Genomic DNA, 3,684 nt, shown 5'->3' with positions numbered 1-3,684 from the left:
GGAAGCTGGACGAAACAAACCGATGTGGCGGTCAAGGCCGGAAAGGGGCATCCGAATACCAATCAGGCCAATCTGGCTGTCGGCCAATGGCATTGGTTTCTCTCGCACAACGTTCACTACCTGGGGCGGGTGAACGTCGAATCCGGCGCCGTGGAATATCTGGAATTGCCGGCGCAGTTGATGCCCAGTGCGACGTCACGAAAGCAGGATGTGTTGTTGTGGGGAAAGGGCAATCCCAACAATCGACCCACCAATGCGTCTGGATTTGTCGTCGGCGACAAAGGGCACAGCGGAACGGGCTGGGGCCACATTTCGGCGGCCAGTCCGACATTGGTGGGTCGCTATTTGTTCCTGCCCGTCGTGACGGGAACGGTGTACGTGATCGACACGCAGGTCGAGCAGCTCTCGCCAGATGCCCTCGTCGCCGTCAACGACCTCGGCCCCGGCGGAGAAACCTGGACGCTGGCATCGTTGACCTACTCCAAGGGGCGTCTTTATGCACACACGATGAAAGAGATCGTCTGCATCGAAGACGCCGATGGAGTGGTAGGAAAATGAGCGGGACGGGAAACGCAGTACGGTCGCGAATCACGCGTCCGGCTGCTGCCTATTCCGCGTCCCCTTCAATCTCCTCTTCATAGCCCGCGTCGGCGTTCGCGGCAGCCAAATCCGCTTCATACTGGGCAAAGTCGTCCGCGGTTGCCCCCTCGGTCGCAAGCGTGGTTTCGCTCGAGCCCCCGCAACCAGGTAGGGCAAAACTGATACAGAAAACGACCAGACAAACGTAAACAGACTTCATCGATTCTTACTTCTCATTGCGGGGAACTTTCGACAAACAATCGCCGCCCAACGGGTCGAAGCCAGAGGGGCGGCGGCGTGAAGATTCATCAAACTTATTGGTTCAACTGCTCTTCGATGGTTTCGCTGGAAGCACGTGTGCCGAGGGCGCCCCACAATCCGTACGGACTTTGGGAACCCGGCACATTGTTCAGCCAGATATTGGCGGCCCGTGAGTCGCCCGCTTCGATCGAATCGCTCAAAAAGACGACCGCTCCGTCGCCCATCAGGACGTGGGCGCCACCCTGGTGCCGACTGGAGACCGTTGCCACCAGCGTCGTCCCCAAGGCATTGTGCCGTCCGCAGGCTTCACGGTTTGGAGGCAAGATGGTGACGACGCTCGCCATGATCGGTAACGCGTCGGCCCAGCGATGCCCGCGGGCGAAGTTGCGACGGTTCCGTTGTTGCCACTCGGGCAACCAGAATCGCGGTCGGTCCGGATCGACGTAGCCGTTGTCCTGGCAAATCGATGGGTTGTTGCGGATTTGGGCGTGGCCGATCGGGCTCGCGTTTCCGCCGTTTGTCGCAATGCCGTTGGCGCGTTTGTCGCCATCTTGCAAGGCGGTCATGATCTCGCCCATTGCGATCGTGTTAGACAATCCGTCGAGAACATCACGAAACTTTGACACGTCGACCGGCTTGAAGAAACCGCGATGCGCCGCTTGGGCATGCCGTGAACGGCCCGTCGTTTTTGCCGTGCGATTGCTGTTGTAGGGACCCAGGTGAAGATTCCAGATCGAATCGCCCAAGCAAGACGCGTAGTTGGTGCGTCCCAAGGCTGGCAGTCCCGTCCCCGGATCACTGGGGCAACGGAACGTCGGGACTTCCGTCACCCAGGGAATGTACTGAATCTGATCGGCGGTCGGTCCCATCGCATTCCAAGGCGGGCTCTGTAAGCCGCCATCGGTTCGTTGTTGGCTGGGATTGGAAATGTGATCCCACAGTGCCTGCTGTTCAATGAACGCCGTGATCGGAACGAGTGAGCTGAGGCGAACGCGGTTGGAAACGACCGAGGTGCGCCAGTATCGGTTCGCAGGCTCCTCGTTCGTTCCTGTCCCATGCGTCGGGATTTGTTTGTAGGCCGAGTGGTAATTGTGGATGGCCAATCCAATCTGCTTGAAATTGTTGCTGCAGCTCATCCGCCGAGCTGCTTCGCGGGCGGCTTGAACTGCCGGAAGGAGCAATCCGACAAGGATGCCGATGATTGCAATGACCACAAGAAGTTCCACCAATGTGAAACCTCGACTGCGCTTTGAGTACTTCATTTGACGAGCCAACATAAAAATGAATTCGAGAGAAAAGAAATGCACACCGCAATCACCGGGTGGCAAAGGGACCTGCCGTCACACTTCTTGGCCTACAGGCAGCTCGACCTCTCCCCACCGAGTAGGGACGCGGAACAGCAACTTTCACGATAACCCTCGCCCATCGACCAACAACCAAGTTTTGCGACGCCGCCGGAGCGATTTACGTCACCGGAGCAGTCGGCCGCGGATTCATCAACGCCTGTCGCCTCAATCCCTGCACCATCAAAACGCTACACGGAACACCGGCTGTCCGATTAAATGTATCGCCCTGTAACGGTTTGTATTGATTTGTATCGTGTCCGCTCGCGTCGGATTCTTCGTAACACCCTGGTCGCCTGGCCGCTTGGTCAATCGTACGGGAGCGTTCTACGACGCTCATCTCTCCCAAACCGACGATTGCAGGCCCGGCGATATGGTCATTCTCCAACAAGGCTGCGAGCCGATTCCGGGCTACGTTCTCGCTGAAAAGCTCGGTGAAGGTTCGTTCGGCGTGGTCTGGGCGGCCGACGGCCCTGGCGATACCCGTGTCGCACTCAAGTTCCTCGATCTGCACCAAGCCGGTGGTGCCAAAGAATTCGAGTCGATCTCGGCAATCAAAAACGTTCGCCATCCCAATTTGTTGCCGATCACCGGTTACTGGCTGTTGGATCGGACGGGAAAGCCGATCCGTGATGGACGAACGAACCGGTTTCGAATGACGCCCTGTGAGCCGGCGACGTTGGTCATCGCGATGGTGGTCGGCGAAAAAAGCTTGGACGACGTGCTGCAAGACTATCGATCGCGGGGCCAGTCGGGGATTCCCCTGGCGGAGCTGCTCGACTACGTGGAGGATGCGGCGCGCGGATTGGATTTCCTCAATGCGCCCCGTCACGATCTCGGCGACGGACGACGGGTGTCGATTGCCCATCGCGACATCAAACCCGACAACATCTTGCTGGTCGGTGACGCCGCAGTGCTCTGCGATTTTGGTGTCGCCCGACCTTGTTATGCCGAATCGATTCGCTCGACGGGCATGATCGGTTCACCCGCCTTCATTTCACCGGAGAGCATTTCAGGACATGGTTCGGTCGCCAGTGATCAATACTCCTTGGCGTTGACGTACTACTACCTCCGCACCGGCGACCATTCAGTTCAGGCGATCAATCAAGCCACGGCGATCCATTGTCACGTCAGCGGCGAACTGGATTTTTCAAAGGTTGGTGTTGACGAACAAAAGGTACTTGAGCGGGCCACCAGCCTGGACGCATCGGCGCGTTTCGATTCCTGTCGCCAAATGGTTCGCGCCTTGCATCAGGCCGTCGCACAGTCGTCCGCTGCCAGATCAATGGATCCGGCGTTCCCGATTGCCAATCCTGACGCGATTGCCACCGCGATCGACCCGCGGTTTCAGTCGACGACGGCGGCCGAAGGAAACGAACTCGCAGCGCTGTCGCCGTTGCCGGGTTCGCACGTCGCACGGACGGGTTCCTGGCGGAAACGAAAGACGGGCAAGCGCCGGCGTTTCCGCCGCATGGTCGCGTCGACCGTCATGATCGCACTC

Annotated in this window: 3 protein-coding genes and 1 pseudogene; 2 read left to right on the top strand and 2 right to left on the bottom strand. The window is 58.7% G+C overall.

Translation table 11 applies throughout. The annotated features are described in order from the left end of the window. Positions 1 to 558 (top strand): annotated as a pseudogene (locus tag ABX749_RS25735) (serine/threonine protein kinase); the annotation flags it as partial. Positions 559 to 607: 49 nt separating this feature from the next. On the opposite strand, the gene ABX749_RS25730 reads toward ABX749_RS25735, so the two are convergent. Together ABX749_RS25730 and ABX749_RS25725 are read right to left on the bottom strand one after the other, a co-directional pair. Next, positions 608 to 799 carry a hypothetical protein gene (locus tag ABX749_RS25730; protein WP_145215568.1) on the bottom strand — a complete coding sequence of 64 codons (192 nt, stop codon included), beginning with the start codon at positions 797 to 799 and terminating at the stop codon, positions 608 to 610. 94 nt (positions 800 to 893) lie between these two features. Further along, positions 894 to 2,102: a DUF1559 domain-containing protein gene (locus ABX749_RS25725; protein WP_145215565.1), complete on the bottom strand. Its 1,209-nt coding sequence runs from the start codon at positions 2,100 to 2,102 to the stop codon at positions 894 to 896. Positions 2,103 to 2,556: 454 nt separating this feature from the next. Between ABX749_RS25725 and ABX749_RS25720 the strand changes: the two genes are divergently transcribed. After that, positions 2,557 to 3,684: serine/threonine protein kinase (locus tag ABX749_RS25720; protein WP_372898526.1), on the top strand; the 1,128-nt coding region annotated here is incomplete at its 3' end.

The organism is Stieleria sp. (assembly GCF_041595215.1).
Taxonomy (GTDB): Bacteria; Planctomycetota; Planctomycetia; order Pirellulales; family Pirellulaceae; genus Stieleria; species Stieleria magnilauensis.
The sequence above is the reverse complement of the archived record's forward strand: the minus strand, read 5'-3'. Positions and strand labels throughout refer to the sequence as shown.